Raw genomic sequence first — 19,116 nt, 5'->3', positions numbered from 1 at the left:
GATTGCTCGCTGCAGAATCTAAACCGTGAGTGCCCACACAGATGATTGATTGCTTATTGTTAAAGAGCAGTGCTGAACCGGTTATTACCTTGCTCAGCGGGAGGCGTATCTTACACTTCCCAGAATTTGTGTCAAGCCAGCGTTTTGAAATTATTTATCAAACTCATCTACTCAACGTGCTTCGCTTCACTTTTGAGCCTTTCGGCTCCACCGCGTTGCGAGGCGGCCATTTTAGTGATTTTCAACTGTGTGTCAAGCGATGTTTTGCATCATTTTTCACTTCAGTTCAAAATCACCGCAGAGCTGCTTATCCAGAGCCCCGTCGGCATGGCGCGCATTATAGGGAGTTTTTGGCGGCGTGCAACACCAAATCTTAGTTTTTTGAGGCTTTGGCGATCGTTTGCTGCTTAAACCGCCAATATGGGCAAAATAGCTCCAAAAACAATATCAGTAACCATGCATTTAATAGTTGGCTGCTTAAGATCTAGTCGCTAATATGAAAGAGCTTTAAGTATTTATATGTATTTACTCTGACTCTTTCATCTTTATTACTTAGGAAATCTTTATGTTAGCTAATTTACAACGATCCTTACCTTTTACTCTGGCGTTAGCCATCATCGTTTATCTGGTTTTATTGTTAATCCCTGATCTTGCTTTAAGTGCTTCTGTATTAGTGACCATAGGCGTAGTGCTGGGTGGTGTATTGGTGCCTGTTCTGGTTGAAGTCAAGGGTGCCTCTATTAACAGCACAGGTTCTCCTGCAGCAGCGAAAACAAACTACGAGGGTGAAACTGCTACTTTATATGTAGGTAACTTACCTTACCGTGCCAATGAAGACGCTGTACGTGAGTTGTTCCAAAAGTTTGGTGTTGTCGTCAACGTACGTTTGATGAAAGATCGCCAGACTGGTCGTCGCCGTGGATTTGGTTTTGTTGAAGTGGCAGCCAAAGATGCCAACAAGATGATCCAGAAGTTAAACGACTTTGCGTTCCAGGAGCGTACTTTAAAAGTGCGTGAAGCCAAAGAGCGTCAGGACGGTGACGATAACGACGAATAAGTTAGTCCTGGAATAAATCTGGCCAGCAGTTCTGCTGGCCAAATCCCATCTCTGTTACTCTGCGTTTTTGCTGCTCTGTCAGTTCTTCTGTTGCAATAAAACAATCCTGACTCTTCTCTTTATATAGAGGTGTGATCGCCGCAGCTAAATGTTGCACTCTTCTGGCTATCGCATCGGCTGTATCAAACAACTTTGGCGCATCTATAAACGCAGCACGGATCTCATCGGTTAAAAAAGGAAAATGGGTGCAGCCCAGAATAATGGCTTTAGGCGCAAACTCATTTAAACCACCATCTTTAATGACCTGAGCCACTTCAGCTTTTACATCAGCACCTTCCCAGACTTTTTGTTCTGCCAACATTACCAGTTCACTGCTACCAAGCAATTGCACCTGACTTTCTCCGGCATAATCAGCGACCAGCTTCCTTATATAGTGGCCTTTGACCGTGGCCGGAGTAGCGAGTAATGCCATTTTTTCACCCGCACAATAGAGAGCAGCAGGTTTAATAGCGGGCACTACACCAACAAAAGGTAATTCAAACTGCTGGCGCAACCAATCTACCGCTTGAGTTGTTGCGGTGTTACAGGCAATAACAATCAGATCCACCTGATGAGTCAGCAGATGTTCCGTTAGTTGCTTAAGGCGCTGGCGGATAAATAATTCAGACTTTGTGCCATAAGGCAGGTACCTGTTATCCATCATATAGAAGTAATCAGCCGGCACTACAGCACGCACAGCCTCTAATATAGAAAGACCACCCACCCCACTGTCAATAAAACCTATGCGCATACCGCTGTCTTCTATAAAAGTGTCTGCTTAAAAACTATGGTGCTATTTTGCCAGACATTCGCCTACGAAGGCAGTTGCTCTGCTACTTTTATCTGCAGTCTGCTTTTGCCGATAGACATTCAGGCAAAAGCCCTTAGAATAGGCCGCTTTTTCGACAACAGGTGACAGGCAATGGCTTTAGGGCAAGTATTTCCGGATTTATATGAAACTCAACTGGCAGAAAAGCGCGCTGGTATAAAGCAGCTGTTTGCATCCTACACCTTGCCAGAGTTAGAGTTATTCCGCTCCGAACCCAGCCACTACCGTCAACGTGCTGAATTTCGGGTCTGGCATGAAGGGGACGATTTGTTCCACATTATGTTTGACTCGGAAACCAAACAAAAGCAGCGCATTGATTACTTCCCTGTCGCCTGCAAACAAATAACCGATTTTATGCCTGTACTGCTGGAAGAGTTGAAAAAGCGTCCGGCGCTGCGTAACAAATTGTATCAGATTGATTACCTGAGCGGCTTAAGTGGCGAACTGTTGGTTTCTCTTATTTATAAGAAACCGCTGAGTGACGACTGGGCTGAACAAGCCGCATTATTAAAAGCTGATTTAGCAGAGCAATGGCCACTGGACTTTATTGGCCGTTCGCGCAAACAAAAAGTATTAGTGCATCGCGACCATATTATTGAAAAGCTGACTGTCAAAGGTCGCACTTTAAGTTACCAGCAAATTGAAAACAGCTTTACCCAGCCAAATGCTAAGGTCAATCAGCAGATGCTGGAGTGGGCTTGTGATATAGCAAGCCAGCTCAAAGGCGACTTACTGGAACTCTATTGTGGCAACGGCAATTTCTCACTGGCCCTGACGCCTTATTTCCGTCAGGTGGTCGCTACAGAGATAGCCCGCAGTTCAATCAAATCCGCACAGCTGAATATTGAAATGAATCAGGTGACCAATTTGCAGGTGCTGCAAATGTCGGCTGAGGATGTCAGCGCGGCCATGGCCACAGGCAAACAATTAAAGACATTAGATTTATCAGAGTTGCAGCTGGATACTATTCTGGTTGACCCACCCAGAGCTGGTTTAGACCCAGCGACTGAAGCTTTTGTCAGCCAGTTTAACGATATTATTTATATCTCCTGCAATCCCGTGACATTGGAGCAGAACTTACAGCAGTTGAGTAAAACTCACGACATAAAAGCTTTTGCTTTGTTTGATCAGTTCCCTTACACCCACCATATTGAATCTGGTGTTTGGTTACGTAAGCTGACTGCCTAAGGTTAAGATTGCTGGGGCTTTCTACCATAACTGGCAGCACCATGAGCCATCCAGCGCAACTGCATAATAGTGCGCTGGGTGATTTGTTTACGCTGCTCTGCGGTGGCATCCAACGCATCGGCTCCGGCATGAAAGACCAGTATTACCATAGCCTCTGCCTGCATTTGGGCACGTTCAGCCGGACAGTCGGTTTCTTTACGCAGATAATCCGCCAACTCAGCTCCAAAATGATAGATCTCCCTTGCTACAGCGCTACGAAAAGCTGCAGAAGTACCGGAACGCTCACGCAGTAACAAGCGAAATACGTTACTGTGACCGGTAACGAACTCCATAAAGGTTTCAATAGAAGTACGGATTACACTGCCATTGGCTTCAATACGGTGCCGCGCCTGACGCAATAACTGACGAAGCATTAAACCCGCCTCGTCAACCAGAGTTAAACCTAATTCATCCATATCCGCAAAATGGCGATAAAAGGACGTTGGTGCTATACCTGCTTCACGGGCCACTTCACGCAAACTTAAACTTGAGTAGCCTTTATCAGCGCTAAGCTGCTGAAAAGCTGCATCTATAATGGCGCGTCGGGTTTTTTCTTTTTGTTGGGCGCGTGTCACGGCTCACTCCTTTTTGCTTCTGGTTCATTTTAACGCTTGACCCTGTCACTTTGCACGGCTAAATTAGCTTACAGTTGTAAGCTTAAAGTTCCCAAAATGAATAAACCCCCTATTATCTGGACCAACGTCATTCTGTTTGCGTCCACCTTTCTTGTGTCCGCCATTCTGGTGCCTTGGTACGCCATAGCTGTTGGTTTTACCTGGACGGAAATTATTGCCACTATTTTATGTCTGGGATATTGCGGTATGTCGATCACTGCTGGTTATCACAGATTATGGGCCCACAAAACTTATGACGCCCATCCACTTTTACAGTGGTTTTATGCCATAGGTGGTGCCTTTGCGCTGCAAAACAGCGCCTTGCATTGGTCTTCCGACCACAGGGTCCATCATAAATTTGTCGATCAGAACGATAAAGACCCCTACTCAGCCAAACGAGGTTTCTGGTTCAGTCATATTGGCTGGATGTTACGTGAGTATCAAAGCAACACTTATGCTGACTACAGCAATGCCCGCGACTTACAGAACAACGCCATTGTAATGTGGCAGCACAAAAACTATCTGGCACTGACCATAGCAACCAACTTTGGTATTCCACTATTTTTAGGCTGGTTAACAGACAGCTACATCGGCATGTTACTCAGCGTGGGGGTTTTACGTTTAGTTCTCAGCCACCATTTTACGTTTTTTATTAATTCTTTAGCTCATATCTGGGGTAATCAGCCTTATACCGATCAGAACAGCGCGCGGGATAATGGCATTCTGGCGTTTTTAACTTATGGCGAGGGTTACCACAACTTTCATCATATTTTTGAGTATGATTACCGTAACGGCATTCAATGGTGGCAATTTGACCCAACGAAGTGGCTGATTAAAAGCTGCTCCTGGTTGGGTTTAACTCGGAATTTACGGGTTTGTCCGCCGGATAGGATCGAAAAAGCCAAAGCGCAGATGCAGCTAAAACGTGCTCAGGCAAAAGTCTCTCACTTGCCAGATGCAGAGTTAATCATGCAAAGACTGGAGCAAGAGTACGAACTGTTGATGGAAAAAATGCATGCCTACTACGATATTAAAAAGGCCTTACTGCAACAGAAAAAGCAGCAATTGATGCAGCAGTACAACGAATTTGATTTAAGGCAGCAACTGTTGGAAGTTCGACGGAATCTGCAGCTTCAGAAAAAAAGCTGGCAGCAATTAACAGCGCAATTTGCCTGATGCTTTAGTATTGGCGTAATAAGCTTCCTGACATTTAGGACACACCGACCTTCCATGAATATAAAAAAGGTGGCTTTTGCTGCCTTTTTTATCGCCTTTAATTCTGATTTTCTGATTAAATAAACAAAGTGCAGTCAGCGAAGGAATTGTCAGGTGGTCAAAGCAGCTAAAAGCAAAACATATGATTTTGATGCAATTATTATAGGCACAGGCCCAGGTGGCGAAGGCGCAGCCATGAATCTGGCCAAAAGTGGCAAAACTGTGGCTGTAATTGAACGACATCAACAAGTGGGTGGGGGCTGCACACATTGGGGGACTATTCCTTCCAAAGCACTACGCCATTCAGTCAGTCGTTATATCGAGTACAAAGAAAACCCGTTATTTCAGATGGAGGATCAATCCTCTAATCTAACTTTCCCGCACATTCTGAAACACGCAGCAGGCGTCATCAGGAAACAGGTTCAACTGCGCAGCAGTTTTTATGAGCGCAACAGAGTGAAAGTGTTTCAGGGGAACGCTTCTTTTGTTGATGCACACCAAATCCGCATAGAACAGGAAGGCTCACCCGATCAGATTATCTCTGCTGAACATATTATTCTTGCTACAGGCTCTCGCCCCTACCGTCCACAGAATGTTGATTTCACCCATAGCCGTATTTTTGACAGTGATACCATATTATCGTTAAAAGACGATGTGCGGCATATCATCATTTTTGGCGCTGGTGTGATTGGTTGCGAATACGCTTCTATTTTCCGGGGTTTAGGCGTACGAGTAGATTTAGTTAATACCAGAGATCGATTACTGTCTTTTATGGACACCGAGATATCTGATGCTCTGAGTTATCATTTCTGGAACTCAGGAGTCACTATTCGTCATGGCGAAGAGTTCGATCGGATAGAAGGCTGCGATGATGGTGTCATCTTGCACCTGCAATCTGGCAAAAAAATGAAAGCGGACTGCATCCTGTTTGCCAACGGCCGAACTGGTAACACAGACAAGCTGAATCTGGAAGCCATTGGTTTAAAAGCCGATAGCCGTGGCCAGTTAAAGGTCAATGACAATTATCAGACCGAGGTCCCCAGTGTGTATGCTGTTGGTGACGTGATTGGTTATCCCAGTCTGGCCAGTGCAGCCTATGACCAAGGACGTATTGCCGCTAATTCCATTATTCATGGTAACTGCAGTACTTATCTGATTGACGATATTCCTGTTGGCATTTACACCATACCTGAAATGAGTTCTGTTGGTAAAAACGAGCAGGAGTTAACTGCAGCCAGGGTTCCTTACGAAGTGGGTCGCGCCCAATTTAAACATTTGGCTCGCGCTCAAATCGCCAATACCAGTGTGGGTAGCCTTAAGCTGTTGTTTCACCGCGACACTAAAGAGATTTTGGGCATTCATTGTTTTGGTGAAAGGGCGGCAGAAATTGTCCACATAGGCCAGGCGATCATGATGCAAAAGAATGGCGGCAACACCATAGAGTATTTTGTCCACACCACTTTTAACTACCCTACTATGGCCGAAGCGTACAGGGTCGCAGCTATGAATGGATTAAACCGTTTGTTTTAGAGCACAACACCAATGAAAACGCCAGCATCAAGCTGGCGTTTTGTCGGTCAGGATTCAAAGAGAATCGTCGTCATCTGCAACTTCGGTATTCATATGATAAGTGCGGCTAAAAGACTGAACTGCTTCAATAAATACGCCGGCTTTTTCTGGATCAACGTCTGGAGTAATGCCGTGACCTAAGTTAAATACATGGCCGGAGCCCATGCCATAACCGTCCAGAATAGCTTGTACTTCCTGACGAATACGCTCTGGTGTACCCAGCAAAATGGAAGGATCCATATTGCCTTGCAGAGCCACCTTGTTGCCTATACGCTCGCGCGCATGCCTGATATCAATGGTCCAGTCTAATCCAACAGCATCACAACCAGTTGCCGCTATTTCTTCCAGCCATAAGCCACCATTTTTAGTGAACAAGGTGACAGGCACAGGACGACCATCAGCAAAACGGGTTAAACCAGCGACTATTTGCTGCATATAGCTTAAAGAATACTCCCGGTAATCATGTGGAGTTAATACTCCACCCCAGGTATCAAAAATCATCACTGACTGAGCACCAGCAGCAATTTGCGCGTTCAGATATAAAATGACACTTTGAGTCAGTTTATCCAGCAGGATGTGCACCACTTCAGGTTCTGTATACATCAGCTTTTTGATTTTTGAGAAGGTCTTGCTGCTGCCGCCTTCAAACATATAAGTAGCCAGAGTCCATGGGCTACCGGAGAAACCAATTAAAGGCACTTCGCCATTGAGCTCTCGGCGGATAGTACGCACAGCGTCCATGACATAACGCAACTCAACTTCTGGATCTGGCACAGGCAGCTGCATCACATCCATAAAGTCGGTGAGTTGTTTGGTAAAACGTGGCCCTTCACCTTCACCAAAATACAATCCCATACCCATAGCATCCGGGATGGTTAAAATATCGCTAAATAAGATGGCAGCATCTAAGGGGTAACGTTTTAATGGCTGCAGAGTGACTTCACAAGCAAGTTCAGGGTTTTTGCACAATGACATAAAATCACCTGCGATAGCCCGTGTCGCTCTGTATTCAGGAAGATAACGTCCTGCCTGTCGCATCATCCATATAGGGGTGCGATCCACAGGTTGTTTCATCAAAGCCCTTAAGTAACGATCATTTTTTAGTTGCATCTATCATCTGCCATCTTTTGATTTATCACTAGTTTATCACTGATGTTTGATCCGTCACTATTTTTTACCAAAAGCTATTTATTCTGTATAGAAAAAAGCTGTTGCCCTGAAAAAATACATCTGTTATAAACTACCTGCGCTAGTAAAGAACAAGAATAAAGAAACCCGTTTTAACGGGTCCAGGTAACGCAAGTTACACCTCTCTTAAGCCACGTTAGTGGCTTTTTTATTTCCCCCATCCCTGGGGTCCACCCTTACGGGCCAATGCTTCGCATTGTTAAAAATCTTTCCAGAAGATTTTTTATTTACTGCCATCCATGGAGCAAACCCGTTCGGGTCAGCTCAAGCCGTTATCGGCCACCTTTCGCAATGTATTGAATCACCTGCCCTGACAAAGTGGCCACCATGGGTACTTCAGGTAACTGATCCAGATCAAACCAGTCTGCTTCCTCAATTTCATCAGGCTGGCACACCAAATCACCGGATTTATAGTCGGCAATAAAAGCCGTCATCAGCGAATGCGGGAAAGGCCAGGGTTGACTACCTATATAACGTAAATTCGAGATCTCAATACCAACCTCTTCTTTTACTTCCCGTACTGCGGCTTGTTCTAAAGTTTCAGCTGATTCGACGAAACCTGCCAGAATCGAATAAAAGCCGGTCTTATGCCGCGCTGAACGAGCCAATAGCAATTGATTTTTATCATTGACTACTGCAATCAACACACAGGGATTAATTCGTGGGTAACAGCGATGACCACATTTATGACAGAGAGTTGCCAGCTCCCAGTTGACCAGATGCATAGAGCTACCACACTGGCCACAGTAGCGATGAGTTTGCAAAAACAAGGCAACCTGGCAGGCCCTGGCGGCATGTTCAAAAATAGCGGCTGATTGCTGCAACAAAACACGAGCTGAATGCCACTGGTCTTCAGTTTCAGGTCTATCACTGTAGTTCACCAGATAACAATTCATACCGTCGATGGAACCCAGCACACACAAGGACTCAGTGCCATCTAAGAATTCCGGTAACTGATCATAACGACACAGAGGAGGAGCAGCATCGGCGCAACTGAGCCAGATTTTGCCCTGGCTGACAATATACCAGTGTCCGAACAAGTCCGCGGAAGCGGCCACATTGTGCTTAATCATTTTTGTTTTACTCCACCACTTATTCGTACAAACAAGCGTATGATAGAGCCAAAGACTGAACCGACCAATAAAAAAGTAGTTGATCTTTATCCGGGAATTCTTTTAATTAGAGGTTCGAAGCAGTAAGTCATTTGAGTAAGGGGAAGTATATGTACACCCGTTTAGAGTCGGCACAGCAGAAATGGGGCGGTAGCCTGACGGCCATAGATAATTGGCTGGACGAACGGCAACGCCTGATTGTTCGTTATTGTGAGCTGGCTGCTCTGCCTCCTTTTGACAAGAAAAGTAGTAATTCTTTGCCTGATTTGGCGGATATCCAGCACTTTTGCCAACTGCTTATGGATTATTTATCTGCAGGTCATTTTGAAGTGTACGAACAAATTGTGTCGCAATGCGCCGTCAATGGTCAGGATAGCCGCCAACTGGCTGATTCTTTGTACCCTAAAATTGCACACTCCACTGATATGGCTTTGGAGTTTAACGATAAATATGCTGAAGCAGAGAGCGCTACTTTATCGAAGAATTTTGATCGTGATCTCTCTACTCTGGGTCAGGCATTGGTCGAACGTTTTGATTTCGAAGACGAACTCATTCAGACGTTGCACAATAAGCATTCCAAACCCGTCTCTGCCTGATTTCATTCGGATTTGAAATAAAAAAGCGACCTGACGGTCGCTTTTTTATTGAACTAAGAATTACTTCTTGTCAGCAGGAGCTTCTTCAGTTGCAGGAGCTTCTTCGCCAATGCCTAACAATTCAACGTCGAAGACTAAAACGCTATTCGCAGGGATAGTACCCATATCACGCTCACCGTAAGCTAGATCACTTGGAATAGTGAATTTGAACTTAGAACCAACGCTCATCAACTGAACGCCTTCAGTCCAGCCTTTGATCACCTGATTTAACGGGAACTGAGCAGGGCCACGCTCTTTTGAACTATCAAACTCAGTACCGTCCACTAAAGTACCAGTGTAGTGCACACGCACTACGTCTGTTGCCGCAGGTTTTGGACCCTCAGCAGCTTGAACTACTTCATACTGCAAGCCTGATTCAGTTACTTTTACGCCTTCTTTCTTGGCATTAGCTTCTAAGTACGCCTTACCCGCAGCGATATTTTGCTCGGCCTGAGCTTTAGCAACTTCAACTTGTTTTTCACGAGCTGTTTGTTCTAGGGCCATCATCACTTTCTGAACTTCTTCTTCGGTCAGTTGAGATTTACCTGCCAACTGATCCTGAATACCACGCAGAATAGTTTCAGAAGCTAAAGGTAAACCTAACTTCTCGTGCTCTTTGATGGTAGTGTCGATAAAACGGCCAGCTGATACGCCTAAGCTATAGGATTGTTTTGCAGCATCTGTATCTAAAACCAAAGGTTTTGGCTGCTCGGCTTCTTTGTTGCAAGCAGACAAAGTTAAAACGGTAGCCGCAATCAGCGACACCTTAGTTAATAAACGCATGTATTTCTCCAATAAATAAGCAGGTTTGGCTGCAAAATTGTGTTTTAATAAGTTCAAAGGTTTTATGCAACGTCTCTATACTAACGGTTTGTGCTAATGACGTTAACCCATAGCAGTAAATATCTGACGATTTTTCTGGCATTTTGTCTCTTTGCCTGCTCAGAAGTTCAACCAAAATCTGTGCGGCAGGTGCAACATAGCGAAACACCTTCCTATGGCGCTGCTATTAACGATAAATCTACTTTGGTAGCAATCTCAGCATTAGATGCCGGAGTCACTGTCTGGGATCTGCAAAAAGATACAGCTTTGTACTCACTCGGCCATCAGGAAAAAAGTGATAACCAGATTTTATCTTTATCACTGAGTCCTGATGGCAGTCACTTATTAACAGGTGACAGCAAAGACTTTGCGTTGTGGCAAATGAACGATGGCCGGAACATTGGCTTTTGGTCAGTCAAAGATGCAACTATTAGGGACTTAGCACTGTCTGATTTTGGCCGGCATATGCTGGTTGGCCAAAGTGATGGCAAAGTACAACATATCACCCTGAGTTCAGGGCGTCGTATTGAGTTTTTGGGTCACACTGAAAACGTCAACTCAGTCGATCTATCTGCCAACGGCCGTTTTGCCTTAACGGGCTCGAATGACCATTACGCCTATTTGTGGGATACAGAAACAGCGCAAATTATTTATAGTTTTCCGCATCCAAACCGTGTCACTAAAGTGGCGTTGGATCAACAAGGCCGTTATGCCTTTAGTGCTGGCAGTGAATTGCAGGCTTTTATCTGGGATCTAAAAACAGGCAAACAAATCAGTAAGCTTGACTTAGCCAGAGCACAAATCATTACGGCCGCGCGTTTTAGCCCAAACGGAAAGTGGCTGGTGACAGGGTCACCGTCCAGGGCCTTAATTTTATGGGATGTAGCAACGGGTAAAAAATTACAGCAGTGGCAAGTCAGAGCTATTCTAAACAGCAGGCCTGCCAGCGCGGTGATCCATGCAGTAGCCTTTTTGAATGACAGCCAGATTATCAGTGAAAGTTCCAGTGGTGTAGCCGAAGTATGGGAGATTAAGCAATGACAGAACAAGTGGTTGAGCTACAACAGCAACTTATTGATTTAGAGAGTAAACTCGCGTTCCAGGAAGATGTGGTACAAAGCCTGAACGATGAGTTGCACGAACATCAGAAAAGCATTGAAAAGCTGCAGCGTCAGGTTATGTTGCTGGCAGAAAAAATCAGTCAGGGCAACGACAGTGGCATATTGCGGGTCGACGAAGAGCCGCCACCGCCGCACTATTAATCCGGTTTAAATACGCCAATGACCTGTTCAGCTGCGCGGGATGCTTTCGCCACTTGCTGTTCAGGTTGCGCCATATGATGGCCGCATTGCACACATTCTACTTTTTCCACATTGTTTTCAATAAACAACATCAAAGTATCCATAGCCTTGCACTGCGGACAGGTTGCTCCGGCAATAAAACGCTTTTTCTTTCTTTCTGTCATGTTTTACTCTCTTCAATTGGCCTTTATCGCCTCAATACCCTGCCTACTTGAGGCTGTAACATTGCTGGTTGCATTTCCCCTCAAACACCATCTGAGTGATGGTCATGAGCTATCGCTCTTGTCTTCGCAGTACAACCCTAATTACTTTAGGTAAAAACCGCTTTCACTCTTGGTTTGTCGCCACTTTGCGATTAGAGTAGCAACCAATTTTCGTCCGGGCTAAAACACCATGATCCAACTGCAAAACGTCGAACTTAGACGCGGCATCAACTGCTTACTGCAACAGGCCGATCTTACCGTATTTCCGGGCCAAAAGGTCGGAATTATTGGCGCTAACGGCTGCGGTAAATCCAGCCTTTTTGCTTTACTGCAACAAAAGCTACAACCTGACGCCGGTTCAGTCTCCATTCCGTCCAGCTGGACTATTTCTACTGTAGCGCAAGAGACTCCCGCGCTGGATATATCGGCCATGGATTATGTACTGCAAGGCGACGAAAAACTCTTTCCCTTATTACAGCAGTTAAAAATAACAGACGGCAGTGTAGATTTAGCCGCAGTACATCACCAGATTGACGCCTTAGACGGCTACAGGGCAGAGGCAAAAGCCGGCGTTTTACTGGATGGTTTAGGCTTTAGCGGCGCAGCGCAACAACAAAGCGTCAAATCATTTTCCGGTGGCTGGCGCATGCGCTTAAATCTGGCCAAAGCCTTAATGCAGCCCGCTGAATTATTGTTACTGGACGAACCTACGAACCACTTAGACTTAGATGCGGTTCTGTGGCTGGAAAAATATCTGTCGTCTTTTACCGGTACTTTGCTATTGATCAGTCACGATCGGGATTTTCTCGATGCCGTGATAGACAATACGGCGCATATCGACAATCAGACCTTAACTTTATACAAAGGCAACTACAGTCAGTTTGAACGCCAGCGTGCAGAACATTTGGCGCAACACCAGTCCATGTTTGAAAAGCAACAACGTCAGGTGGCACACCTACAAAAGTATATTGACCGCTTCCGTGCTCAGGCCACTAAAGCCAAACAAGCACAAAGCAGGATCAAGGCGCTGGAGCGTATGACTTTACTGGCACCGGCCCATGCAGACTCACCTTTCCAGTTTGAGTTTTTAGATCCACGCTCTTTACCCAACCCGCTTTTGAAGATGGAAAATGTTAAAGCAGGTTACGGTGATACTGCTATTTTGCAGCAGATTAATTTTCAGTTGCTACCAGGTAGCCGGATAGGTTTATTAGGCCGCAACGGCGCAGGGAAATCGACGCTGATCAAATTACTGTCCGGGTCTTTAACACCACAAGCTGGCGAAATCTGGTATGCCAATGGTGTCAGCATTGGTTATTTTGCGCAGCACCAGTTGGAAACACTGAGGCCACAAGATTCGCCATTACAGCATTTAGTGCGGCTGGCACCTGATGCCACTGAACAACAACTACGCGATTACATAGGTGGTTTTGGTTTTCATGGTGATAAAGCCTTATCGCCATGCGCGCCATTCTCAGGTGGTGAAAAAGCCCGTTTGGTCTTAGCTTTATTGGTCTATCAGCGTCCTAACCTGCTGCTGCTGGATGAGCCAACCAACCACTTAGATCTGGATATGCGTGAAGCAATAGTGATGGCATTACAAAGCTTTGAAGGCGCTATAGTAGTTGTATCGCACGATCGGCATTTGCTCAGCAGTACCACCGATGAGTTTTATCTGGTGGCTCATGGCAAAGTTGCACCTTTTGCTGGTGATTTATCCGATTATTATCAGTGGTTGCAACAGGATCAACGTGCCTCCAATACGGCTGCAGCTTCCGATGACACTATGACAGCCAACAGCGCACAAAATCGTAAAGATCAAAAACGTCTCGAAGCAGAGTTACGAACTTTACAGCGCCCACTCAAACAAAAAATAGAAAAGCTGGAGCAACAACAGGAAAAACTGCATCAACACCAGCAACAGATTGAGACAATATTGGCAGATACTGGGATCTACGACGCCAGTCGAAAAGCTGAGCTGACTAAAACATTAGCTGAGCAGCAAAAAGTACTAAGGGAATTGTCTGAGGTAGAAGAACAATGGTTCGAAGCTCAGGAAGCATGGGAGCAACAAAGTGCAGAGTTTTGGCAAAAAAATTCTTAATTCTGAACAACTCTGGCAGTACAGCCTGAGTTTATATCCGAGAGTTAAAGACCTGTGCCTGCAATGGCAGGACAACTTTGGCGTCAATGTGAACCTGCTGCTGTTTTTATTGTATCTGGACAAACAGCAGCAGAGTTTAAGCGAACAACAGTTGCAACAGCTGGAAGATTTACTGCAGCACTTCAGTACTGAAGTGACTCAATCTATCCGGACTTTACGCCGCACTCTGCCTTCGCCTTGGTTGGAATCCGAAATGCAACAGCCATTACGGCTGCAATTACTGAGCACTGAGCTTGCCGCAGAAAAACTGGAGCAGCAACTATTAGTGCAGCATTTTAATCAGTTCAGTCATAGTGACGATGTGTTGCCCCATAGCCAACTGCTAGATCACTATTTAGTACTGATTAACGCTCCGGTTGAACAGCTGGATGGTGAAATTCTTGATCTGTATCAACAAAGCCAACAGTTGGAAAACCACTAAAATCCAACTTTGATCTAAATCAGGCTTTGCTCGGGCTGATGCTTCTACACTGCAAGCATCAGCAAATAGCGAGGTTACGATCATGAATATATGGCAAGAGTTTCTGAAAGATCCGGTGATCTTTTTCTCTTTTACTGGCTTGGCTTTAGTGATTGGCTTGTGTTTGTTTTATGCAGGCTACTTCCTATACAAAACCTCACATGCAGAGTGAGACTAAAGGGATAACAGCGCAGTCCTTTTGAGTGCGCTTTTATCTGTTATTTCAGTATGTTTATTAAAGCTGCTGTATTGCGCAAGGCTAAGGCATAAATAGTCAGTTGCGGATTGGCACCTAAACTGGATGGCAATACAGAACCATCAAAAACCGAAAGGTTTTCCAGCTGATGATGCCGGCCTTGCAGGTTAACAACGCCACGGGCAGCTTTTGCGCTCAGATTACAGCCCCCCATCACATGAGCAGACGCCAAAGTCGCCCGGTATTTCTGTAAGGGCAAAGCTCTGATGGCTTCGCGCGCTTGCCTCCAGCTTGAGTACAACAGAGCATCCTGGTGAATGGGCAATACAGATTTGGCTCCAGCCGCAAACTGCAACTCAGCCATAGCAAGATAGGCGTTTTGTACGCCTTGCCACAGATAATCCGATATAGGGTAATCCACCACTGGCTCGCCGCTATCAGATAACAACACGGTACCGCCCTGACTATCAGGATGAAAGCCATCCCTAAGTAAAGCAATGACCACCTGTAATTGATTAAACTGCTGCATTAAGGCCGCATGGGACTGCGCTAATCCAGTCAGCTTAGTTGCCATTAACACTGGATGTAACGGTGGTACCTCCAGCTTAAAGCCTATCTGTTCAGCCGCAGGCCAGACAAATTGATCAGAATAAATCGACTGAGGTGCCCCGCTGTGGCCAGCTATGGTTTCCTCAAACAAAGCTCCGGAAATCACACTAGGGTGCAGGAAGGTATGCTTACCCAAGCGACCACTGGGATCAGGCACTTTGGAGCGCAGCAACAATGCAGGTGAACCTATGGCTCCAGCGGCCACAATGTAATGCCTGGCTTTAAAGCTAAGTTTTATTTTGGACGTGGGCTGATAGTACTGATCAACAGGCACTGCAACTAAGGATTGCACCTGATCATTCTGCCATTTGAGTTCACGGGCTGAAACACGGCTAATCAACATAGCGCCAGCCTGCATCGCAGAGGGAATGGTACTGACCAACATCGACTGCTTAGCATTAATGGGGCAACCCATGCCGCAGTATCCGAGGTTAGCACAACCATTTACATTGCGTTTAATCACAGTGTATTGCCAACCTAAAACTTCACAGCCTTGGCGCAATTTATTGTTGTTGGCATTGGGTGGCACAGGCCAGGGATGGATATTCAGCCTCTGCTCTGCTTGTTGAAAATAAGGCGCTAAGTTTTCTGAAGTAAAGTCTGCGTCAAACTCGGTGCGCCAGTAATCCAGAGTTTTCTCTGGTGTACGGATAGACGTGGTCCAATTCACAGTGGTAGAGCCGCCTACTGTGCGGCCCTGCAGTATACCTATGCTCTGATCCAGAGTTTTGCGGCCGGCACCATCCTGATACAAAGCGGGGTAAGCCCAACGCTCTTGCTGTTTAAAGTCTTTGCCTTCATACAAAGCCCCCATTTCTAACAGGATGACTTTAAGTCCTGCCAGGCTCAATTGCTCCGCAGCCATAGCACCACCAGCACCAGAACCTACTATTACCACATCAGCTTCAAACTGCTTGTCAGCTGTCAAAGTGGACGCATCCAGATAAGACCAACCAGCAGCTACACCTTCTGCAATCAAATTTCTCATGGATTAAACTCCGGTGCTCTGTAGTTGAGATGCAACCAATGCTCCGGCTGTCCATAAAAAGCACCGTAGATCAATTCACGTAAGCCACTAAAGGCTTGTCGCAACAAAGCAAAATAGCTGTCGCGCCAGCTCAGTAACAAGTCCAGTCGTTGTGACAAGGGCAAATCGGCAAGCTGCAACCACTGCCCGGTTAACGCCAGTCTGACCAGATCTTGCTGCAGCAACTGAAATAACTGCTGTAGCTGTTGCTGCTGGTTCTGGGGTAAATAGGCCATAAACTCCAGCACTGCATCCCTGCTCTGCTGCAATGACAGTTGCTGCGCTGCCGCATCAGAAGGTAAAGCCCCCATCAATACAGCAGGCAATAACGCATCCAACACCAGAACAGCCGCATTGTCACTGCCTTGCAGACTTTGATACTGATATACTGTGTAACCCGTGCTGGCCGCTAAGGTCAGCGCCAGAGAGCGAAATATAAACTGGCGTCTATTCATTGTTGTTGTGGTCCGGCCAGATAAAGTGACCTTGATTGTTAAATAGGACTGTTGATTTTGCAAGCCCCTGAAATTGTAAAACTACCACCGCCTTTTAAACCTGCCTGGTGGTTGCGTAATTGTCATCTACAGACTATCGCAGCTAAGTATCTGGCCCCTCGCCGGACCTTGCATACAGAAACAGAAATGCTGGCTTTGCCGGATGGCGACCACATTCAGCTGAACTGGACAGAGAGCCCGGAGCTTGTCGCTGACAAACCTGTTGTCATAGTACTGCATGGCCTGGAGGGCAATATTCACAGTCATTATGCAGCAGGTATGTTGTATGCGTTAAAGCAGCAGGGCTTTCTGGCGGTTTTGATGCATTTTCGCGGCTGTAATGGCGTCGCCAATAGATTACCCCGGGCTTACCATTCTGGCGATACGGCCGATCTGGCTTATTTAGTAGCGCAAATACAGCTGCGTTATCCGGGCCGTGAGCTGGCGGCTGTTGGTTTCTCGCTGGGCGGTAATGTGTTGGTGAAGTACTGTGGCGAGCAAGGAACACGATGTGTACTCAAAGCCGCCATCGCTGTATCAGCACCACTGGCTTTAGCCCCTAGTGCAGAGCGTATTAATCAGGGCGGCAGCAAAGTCTATCAGCAGTACCTGCTGGGGCGACTCAAAGCCACCATGATGCGTAAACTGGACAGACACAAAGACTTCCCGTTGCCGGTAAGCAAAGTACAAATTAATGCATTAAAAACCATCAGAGACTTTGATGACTTACTGACCGCACCACTGCATGGCTTTCAAAATGCCGAAGATTATTACCAAAAATCCAGTGGCAAAGCCTTTTTAAAACAAGTAAAAGTACCTTTGTTATTAGTACACGCCAAAGATGATCCCTTTTTATCTCCAGCTGTGTTACCCAAAGCAGATGAAATACCACCTAATGTGCAGTTATTGCTGTCCAGCCATGGTGGCCATGTGGGTTTTGTCACAGGCAACAAACCACTTAAAGCTGAGTACTATCTTGAGCAACAATTGCCCAAGTATCTGGCACAATTTTTAGGACAACACTGATGTTACTTATTCCTTACCAAGCATTATCCAGCGATACCCTGGAAGGGCTGATTGAAGCTTTTGTGTTACGCGAAGGTACTGAATATGGCGAACAGGACGTAAGCCTGAACGATAAAGTCACGCAGGTAAAAACTCAGCTACAAGCCGAGCAGCTGGTGATTTTGTATTCAGAATTACATGAAAGCGTAGATATTATTACCAAACACCAGTGGCGCCAACTGGTAAAACAAGGCGAGATTGACGGCGACCCGATTTGAACTCAGCCTAAGGTTCTGGTGGCACTATGAGCGCGAATCAGTTCGGTCCAGGGCAATTCTGAGCGGCCTATCACCATAAAATCCGGGTTTGATAAGGTCTCTCGCTGGTTATAACTCAAAGGTGCAAACTGACTGTCGAGAATTTTACCACCAGCCTCTTCAACTATCACATGTACAGCAGCTGTATCCCATTCACCTGTCGGGCCTAGACGCAGATAACAATCTGCCCCTCCCTCAGCCACTAAGCAGCTTTTTAGTGAACAGCTACCCAGTGCTATAAACTCGGAACTAGCTGGAGTGGTTAAAAGTTGATGGATATGTTCAATAGGCTGGCGGCGACTGACCGCAATTTTTAATACGTCACCAGCTTGGTGCTGATGGACCTGAATACGATTAATTAAATGCTGTTTTTGTTTAAAAGCGCCATTGCCGCGTGTGGCGTAATACCAAATCTGTTCTTTAGGCCAATAAATCACTCCCAGTACAGGCCAACCATGTTCCACCAGCGCTATGCTGACAGCAAAATCACCGCTGCGGGCAATAAACTCCTGTGTACCATCCATTGGATCGATCAACCAATAACGTGGCCAATCCTGGCGCTTACGCAGCGGCAGCAAGTGCATTTCTTCGGAGACAATAGGAATTTCAGGCGCAAGTTCAGTTAAAGCATGCAAAATCAGAGCATTGGCCGCCAAATCAGCACTGGTGACTGGACTTTCATCTGCTTTATGTTTGGCTTCATAGTCACCGCTCTGGTAAATAGACCATAAGGTATCACCAGCTGCTCGGGCTGCGTCTTTGACAGGTTCCAATAACCTACTTAAAAACATCCTGATGCTTGTCCAGATAATCTCGGGCTAAGAATAAGGCCGCTACACTGCGGGCCTCGGTAAAATCGCTTTGATCTAACAACTCAAACTGTTGTTGCCACTGCCAGGGTACCAGTTCCAACGGCTCGGGTTCATCCCCTGGTAAAACGGAGGCGGTTAAATCCAAAGCTAAAACAATATGCATTGTAGCACTAAAGTACCCCGGAGCTAAGGCCACGGTTTTTAACGGAATTAACCGTCCT

Annotated in this window: 21 protein-coding genes and 1 pseudogene; 12 read left to right on the top strand and 10 right to left on the bottom strand. The window is 46.0% G+C overall.

Annotation, left to right across the window (positions count from 1 at the left end):
- The first annotated feature begins 565 nt into the window (after positions 1-565).
- The gene (locus LDL40_RS17695; protein ID WP_300996790.1) at positions 566-1,057 is read left to right on the top strand and encodes an RNA-binding protein; all 492 of its coding nucleotides are present in this window, start codon (positions 566-568) and stop codon (positions 1,055-1,057) included.
- A 1-nt stretch (position 1,058) separates the two neighbouring features.
- Here LDL40_RS17695 and murI read toward each other — a convergent pair whose 3' ends face one another.
- Positions 1,059-1,847 carry a glutamate racemase gene (gene murI, locus LDL40_RS17690; RefSeq protein WP_300996789.1) on the bottom strand — a complete coding sequence of 263 codons (789 nt, stop codon included), beginning with the start codon at positions 1,845-1,847 and terminating at the stop codon, positions 1,059-1,061.
- 171 nt (positions 1,848-2,018) lie between these two features.
- Between murI and trmA the strand changes: the two genes are divergently transcribed.
- A complete protein-coding gene (trmA, locus tag LDL40_RS17685; RefSeq protein ID WP_300996788.1) occupies positions 2,019-3,113 on the top strand; it encodes a tRNA (uridine(54)-C5)-methyltransferase TrmA in 1,095 nt (364 codons plus the stop codon).
- A 2-nt stretch (positions 3,114-3,115) separates the two neighbouring features.
- On the opposite strand, the gene fabR is transcribed toward trmA, so the two are convergent.
- On the bottom strand, positions 3,116-3,727 hold the full coding sequence (gene fabR, locus LDL40_RS17680; protein ID WP_300996787.1) for an HTH-type transcriptional repressor FabR: 612 nt from the start codon (positions 3,725-3,727) through the stop codon (positions 3,116-3,118).
- 96 nt (positions 3,728-3,823) lie between these two features.
- Between fabR and LDL40_RS17675 the strand changes: the two genes are divergently transcribed.
- Entirely contained in the window at positions 3,824-4,942 is a 1,119-nt protein-coding gene (locus tag LDL40_RS17675; protein WP_300996786.1) for a fatty acid desaturase, read from the top strand.
- A 153-nt stretch (positions 4,943-5,095) separates the two neighbouring features.
- Positions 5,096-6,511, top strand: coding sequence for a Si-specific NAD(P)(+) transhydrogenase (gene sthA / locus LDL40_RS17670; RefSeq protein WP_300996785.1), 1,416 nt, complete (start codon positions 5,096-5,098; stop codon positions 6,509-6,511).
- A 54-nt stretch (positions 6,512-6,565) separates the two neighbouring features.
- Here sthA and hemE read toward each other — a convergent pair whose 3' ends face one another.
- Positions 6,566-7,660: a uroporphyrinogen decarboxylase gene (gene hemE / locus LDL40_RS17665; protein ID WP_300996784.1), complete on the bottom strand. Its 1,095-nt coding sequence runs from the start codon at positions 7,658-7,660 to the stop codon at positions 6,566-6,568.
- Positions 7,661-8,010: 350 nt separating this feature from the next.
- Positions 8,011-8,811: an NAD(+) diphosphatase gene (gene nudC / locus LDL40_RS17660; RefSeq protein WP_300996783.1), complete on the bottom strand. Its 801-nt coding sequence runs from the start codon at positions 8,809-8,811 to the stop codon at positions 8,011-8,013.
- 149 nt (positions 8,812-8,960) lie between these two features.
- Here nudC and rsd point away from each other — a divergent pair, with 149 nt between their 5' ends.
- A complete protein-coding gene (rsd, locus tag LDL40_RS17655) occupies positions 8,961-9,446 on the top strand; it encodes a sigma D regulator (RefSeq protein WP_300996782.1) in 486 nt (161 codons plus the stop codon).
- Between the two features lie 60 nt (positions 9,447-9,506).
- Here rsd and fkpA read toward each other — a convergent pair whose 3' ends face one another.
- A complete protein-coding gene (gene fkpA, locus LDL40_RS17650) occupies positions 9,507-10,268 on the bottom strand; it encodes an FKBP-type peptidyl-prolyl cis-trans isomerase (RefSeq protein WP_300996781.1) in 762 nt (253 codons plus the stop codon).
- 96 nt (positions 10,269-10,364) lie between these two features.
- Between fkpA and LDL40_RS17645 the strand changes: the two genes are divergently transcribed.
- Both LDL40_RS17645 and LDL40_RS17640 read left to right on the top strand, forming a co-directional pair.
- On the top strand, positions 10,365-11,348 hold the full coding sequence (locus LDL40_RS17645) for a WD40 repeat domain-containing protein (protein WP_300996780.1): 984 nt from the start codon (positions 10,365-10,367) through the stop codon (positions 11,346-11,348).
- Positions 11,345-11,569: a SlyX family protein gene (locus LDL40_RS17640; RefSeq protein WP_300996779.1), complete on the top strand. Its 225-nt coding sequence runs from the start codon at positions 11,345-11,347 to the stop codon at positions 11,567-11,569. The genes LDL40_RS17645 and LDL40_RS17640 overlap by 4 nt, the downstream gene beginning before the upstream one ends.
- Here the strand turns inward: LDL40_RS17640 and LDL40_RS17635 are convergent.
- Positions 11,566-11,772: a YheV family putative zinc ribbon protein gene (locus LDL40_RS17635; RefSeq protein ID WP_300996778.1), complete on the bottom strand. Its 207-nt coding sequence runs from the start codon at positions 11,770-11,772 to the stop codon at positions 11,566-11,568. The genes LDL40_RS17640 and LDL40_RS17635 overlap by 4 nt on opposite strands.
- Before the next feature lie 229 nt (positions 11,773-12,001).
- Here LDL40_RS17635 and LDL40_RS17630 point away from each other — a divergent pair, with 229 nt between their 5' ends.
- The 3 genes from LDL40_RS17630 to LDL40_RS17620 all read left to right on the top strand — a co-directional run bounded on the left by LDL40_RS17630 (position 12,002) and on the right by LDL40_RS17620 (position 14,607).
- Positions 12,002-13,915 carry an ABC transporter ATP-binding protein gene (locus LDL40_RS17630; protein ID WP_300996777.1) on the top strand — a complete coding sequence of 638 codons (1,914 nt, stop codon included), beginning with the start codon at positions 12,002-12,004 and terminating at the stop codon, positions 13,913-13,915.
- A complete protein-coding gene (locus tag LDL40_RS17625; RefSeq protein WP_300996776.1) occupies positions 13,887-14,396 on the top strand; it encodes a TIGR02444 family protein in 510 nt (169 codons plus the stop codon). Before LDL40_RS17630 ends, LDL40_RS17625 begins: the two co-directional genes overlap by 29 nt.
- 82 nt (positions 14,397-14,478) lie before the next feature.
- The gene (locus tag LDL40_RS17620; RefSeq protein ID WP_127019393.1) at positions 14,479-14,607 is read left to right on the top strand and encodes a DUF3149 domain-containing protein; all 129 of its coding nucleotides are present in this window, start codon (positions 14,479-14,481) and stop codon (positions 14,605-14,607) included.
- A 46-nt stretch (positions 14,608-14,653) separates the two neighbouring features.
- Here LDL40_RS17620 and LDL40_RS17615 read toward each other — a convergent pair whose 3' ends face one another.
- A complete protein-coding gene (locus tag LDL40_RS17615; RefSeq protein ID WP_300996775.1) occupies positions 14,654-16,228 on the bottom strand; it encodes a GMC family oxidoreductase in 1,575 nt (524 codons plus the stop codon).
- Positions 16,225-16,722 carry a hypothetical protein gene (locus LDL40_RS17610; protein ID WP_300996774.1) on the bottom strand — a complete coding sequence of 166 codons (498 nt, stop codon included), beginning with the start codon at positions 16,720-16,722 and terminating at the stop codon, positions 16,225-16,227. The genes LDL40_RS17615 and LDL40_RS17610 overlap by 4 nt, the downstream gene beginning before the upstream one ends.
- A 57-nt stretch (positions 16,723-16,779) precedes the next feature.
- On the opposite strand from LDL40_RS17610, the gene LDL40_RS17605 reads away from it, so the two are divergent.
- Both LDL40_RS17605 and LDL40_RS17600 read left to right on the top strand, forming a co-directional pair.
- Positions 16,780-17,787: a hydrolase gene (locus tag LDL40_RS17605; protein WP_300996773.1), complete on the top strand. Its 1,008-nt coding sequence runs from the start codon at positions 16,780-16,782 to the stop codon at positions 17,785-17,787.
- Positions 17,787-18,044, top strand: a complete 258-nt coding sequence (locus LDL40_RS17600) for a YheU family protein (RefSeq protein ID WP_300996772.1) — start codon at positions 17,787-17,789, stop codon at positions 18,042-18,044. Before LDL40_RS17605 ends, LDL40_RS17600 begins: the two co-directional genes overlap by 1 nt.
- A 2-nt stretch (positions 18,045-18,046) precedes the next feature.
- On the opposite strand, the gene cysQ is transcribed toward LDL40_RS17600, so the two are convergent.
- Together cysQ and LDL40_RS17590 are read right to left on the bottom strand one after the other, a co-directional pair.
- Positions 18,047-18,874 carry a 3'(2'),5'-bisphosphate nucleotidase CysQ gene (gene cysQ, locus LDL40_RS17595; RefSeq protein WP_300996771.1) on the bottom strand — a complete coding sequence of 276 codons (828 nt, stop codon included), beginning with the start codon at positions 18,872-18,874 and terminating at the stop codon, positions 18,047-18,049.
- Positions 18,861-19,116 (bottom strand): annotated as a pseudogene (locus LDL40_RS17590) (ADP compounds hydrolase NudE); the annotation flags it as partial. The gene cysQ and the pseudogene LDL40_RS17590, both read right to left, overlap by 14 nt.

Origin of the sequence: Rheinheimera sp., from assembly GCF_020217005.1 — a bacterium.
In the GTDB taxonomy this organism is placed as follows: Bacteria; Pseudomonadota; Gammaproteobacteria; order Enterobacterales; family Alteromonadaceae; genus Pararheinheimera.
This window is presented reverse-complemented; position numbering and strand designations above follow the sequence as displayed.